This window comes from Synechococcus sp. R6-7, from assembly GCF_047461695.1.
Lineage (GTDB): Bacteria > Cyanobacteriota > Cyanobacteriia > Thermostichales > Thermostichaceae > Thermostichus.
Genome location: NZ_JANSHS010000193.1, coordinates 1 through 3,198 on the forward strand (window position 1 = coordinate 1; position 3,198 = coordinate 3,198).

The following is a 3,198-nucleotide window of genomic DNA, read 5'->3' on the forward strand; positions in this document are numbered from 1 at the left end:
TGCGCATAGCACGGGTGTCGGGTAGTTTACTGTCTTCGATGACCGGGCCCTCGGGGATCCCACATCTCCTGAAGCTGAACATGGGGGGACCTCACCGGCCCACAAAGTATCTGGCAACACAGCTGGCTGCCCCTCTCTCTGATGTAGTGGGGATGGGGTTGGCCATACCAATCGAGATAAACCGGCCTGCAACCCTCATTGCTCCCGCCATCATCTGTCTGGATCAGGGGGATCAGCCCTCACTTGGGCCACTATGAAAATCATTGGAGTTGAGTCAATGTTGGAGTCGCAGAGGGTAGTTCAAAGTGGGTTATCTTCCCCCGCTGTTTCGGGCAAGCCCGTTCTGGAGTTGCGCCACGTCTCGCTGCAGTACCCCACCAAGGGATCCCCAGTCACGATCATCCGCGACGTCAGCTTTTCTGTTGCCCACTCGGAGTTTGTCTCCATTGTTGGGCCGAGCGGCTGTGGCAAGACTTCTCTTTTGAAGATGATGGCCGGCCTGAACACTGACCATGGCGGCACCCTCTACTTTCAGTTGCAGCCCATCGCCGGCCCCCTGAAGAGTGTGGGCATGGCCTTTCAAAACCCGGTGCTGCTGCCCTGGCGCACAACCCTGGAGAACGTGTTGCTGCCGTTGGAGGTGGTAGAGCCCTACAAGCGCACCTTCAAGCAAAACCTGGCCCAGCACGAGAAGTCGGCGCTGGAGCTGCTGGCCACCGTAGGCTTGGAGGGTTTTCAGAAAGCCTATCCTTGGCAGCTTTCTGGGGGAATGCGGCAGCGGGCTTCCTTGTGCCGCGCTTTGATCCATCAGCCGGAGCTGCTGCTGTTGGACGAACCTTTTGCTGCTCTGGATGCCTTTACCCGCGAGGATATGTGGGAAATGTTGCAACGGCTGTGGATGCGCACCGGCTGCACTGCCATTTTGATCACTCACGATTTGCGGGAGGCGGTTTTCCTCTCCGATACCATTTATGTGATGGGGCCACGGCCTAGCGAGATCATCTTTTCCCTCAAAGTGGATCTGCCCCGTCCACGCCCGCTGGAGATCTGCCTGACGGACGAGTTTCACCGCTTGGTCTCGGAAGTGCGCCAGCACATTCGGCGCAGCTATTAGGCCAAAGAGCCCTTGATCCAAAAAATCTGGAAAGGTTTGCTGGACAGGTTACCGCGCATTTCTGCCGAGGGATCCCATGAAAAAATCATTTGACCGATTTTTGCAGACCCAAACGGCTTCTGTGGTCTTGCCCGCTGTCACCATCGTTTTGACCCTTGTGCTCTGGCAGGTGGGGGTGGGGCTGTTCAACGTTCCTCGCTTCATTCTGCCGGCGCCCACCCAGATCCTCGCAGCCATGAACCAGTGGAGCCCGGTGATTCTGCGTCACTCCCTAACCACCCTCACTTCGACGCTGCTGGCCTTTGCGCTGGCTTTGGTGGGGGGGATATTGCTGGGATCGATCATCGGCAGCTCCCGCCTGGCCCATCTGTGTTTGTACCCGCTGCTGGTGGGGTTTAACACCATCCCGAAGGTGGCTTTGGTGCCGCTGCTGGCGATTTGGTTTGGCTTGGGCCTGATCCCGGCGGTGATCACGGCCTTTTTGCTGGCCTTTTTCCCCATTGCAGTCAATGTGGCGGTGGGGCTGGAGACGGTGGAAGCCGAAATGCGGGATGTGCTGCGCTCGTTGGGGGCCAGCTCTTGGGAGATCTTCACCAAGGTGGGGCTACCCCACAGCATGCCCTACCTGTTTGCCTCGTTGAAGGTGGCCATCTCCTTTGCTTTTGTCGGCTCGGTGATCTCGGAGACGGTGGCTTCTAACCAGGGGCTGGGCTACCTGATCGTGTCGGCCAGCTCTTCTTTTGATGTGCCTTTGGCCTTTGCGGGTTTGGTTGCCCTCGGCATTATGGGCATTTTGCTCTACACCTTTTTTGCGGCTTTGGAGCGCTATGTCCTGTCCTGGCGACAGTAGCATCTGCTCCAGGGGATCCCACCGATGCCTGAACAAGCTAGCCCAAATCTGGAAAAGTGGCCCGCACCGCCGGGTGGACGATCTTTCCTGCCCTGATGTTGAGCCCTTTGGCCAAGGCCGAGTCTTGTTCCAAAGCAGCGGGCAAGCCGAGATTGGCCAGCTTGAGGATGTAGGGGAGAGTGGCGTTGACCAGCGCTTGGGTCGAAGTCCAGGGGACAGCCCCCGGCATGTTGGGAACGCCGTAGTGTAGCACCCCGTGGGCTTCGTAAACCGGCTGGGCATGGGTGGTAACCCGCGTGGTGGCGATGCACCCCCCCTGATCCACCGCCACATCCACAATGAGGGAGCGAGGACGCATCTGGGCCACCAGCTCTTCTCCCACCAAGACCGGGGCCCGCCTTCCCGGCACCAGCACTGCCCCTACCACCAGGTCGGCCTCGCGAACACACTCTTCCACGCTTTGGGCCGTGCTGTAGAGCAGCTCTACCCGCGAGCCAAAAATCAGCTCCAGCTCGTTCAGCCGCTGCAGGTTGATGTCCAAAATCTGCACCCGCGCCCCCAAGCCTACGGCCATTTTGGCCGCCTCAGTGCCCACGGTTCCCCCGCCCAGGATCACCACCCGCCCCGGCGGCACCCCCGGGATCCCGCCCAGCAACACGCCTCGCCCCCCCTGTTGTCGGGTGAGGTAATGGGCGCCAAACTGCACCGAGAGCCGCCCGGCAATCATGCTCATGGGCATCAACAAGGGCAGGGATCCATCTGCCAATTCCACCGTTTCATAGGCAAGGCAGGTGGCCCCCGATTGCAACAGCGCCTGGGTCAGCTCGCGGCTGGCGGCCAAGTGCAAATAGGTAAACAGGATGAGGTCGGGATGGAGCAGAGAATACTCAGCCGGCAGGGGCTCCTTGACCTTCACCACCAGCTCCTGCCGGTAGATCTCCTCAGGGGTGGCGGCCAGTTTGGCCCCCGCTTTTTGGTAGTCCTCATCCGTGAAGCCCGCCCCCTGGCCTGCTTGGGTTTCCACCCACACCTGATGCCCCTGTTCGGTTAAGGCCCGCACCGCCGCCGGTGTCAGCCCGACACGGAACTCTTGCTCTTTGATCTCTTTGGGCACGCCAATTCGCATAGGGATCCCCGTAGGGCTGCTTTCCAGTCTAGACAGACTCTCTCCCCGATGGGAGCCCTGGCCTGAGCAGGAGAGCGAAAATTGTAAAGTTTTGTGCGCGATCTGTCG

The 3,198-nt window shown here is 59.8% G+C and carries 3 protein-coding genes; 2 read left to right on the forward strand and 1 reads right to left on the reverse strand.

The window, feature by feature from the left end:
* Positions 1-277 precede the first annotated feature (277 nt).
* Complete coding sequence (locus NW815_RS06510) at positions 278-1,114, forward strand: ABC transporter ATP-binding protein (RefSeq protein WP_414356054.1); 837 nt, start codon at positions 278-280, stop codon at positions 1,112-1,114.
* Positions 1,115-1,190: 76 nt separating this feature from the next.
* Positions 1,191-1,964 (forward strand): ABC transporter permease, encoded by a 774-nt coding sequence (locus NW815_RS06515; RefSeq protein ID WP_414356055.1) that lies wholly within the window; start codon positions 1,191-1,193, stop codon positions 1,962-1,964.
* A gap of 37 nt (positions 1,965-2,001) precedes the next feature.
* Here the strand turns inward: NW815_RS06515 and ald are convergent, their stop codons facing one another.
* Entirely contained in the window at positions 2,002-3,090 is a 1,089-nt protein-coding gene (gene ald, locus NW815_RS06520) for an alanine dehydrogenase (RefSeq protein ID WP_414415817.1), read from the reverse strand.
* Positions 3,091-3,198 lie beyond the last annotated feature (108 nt).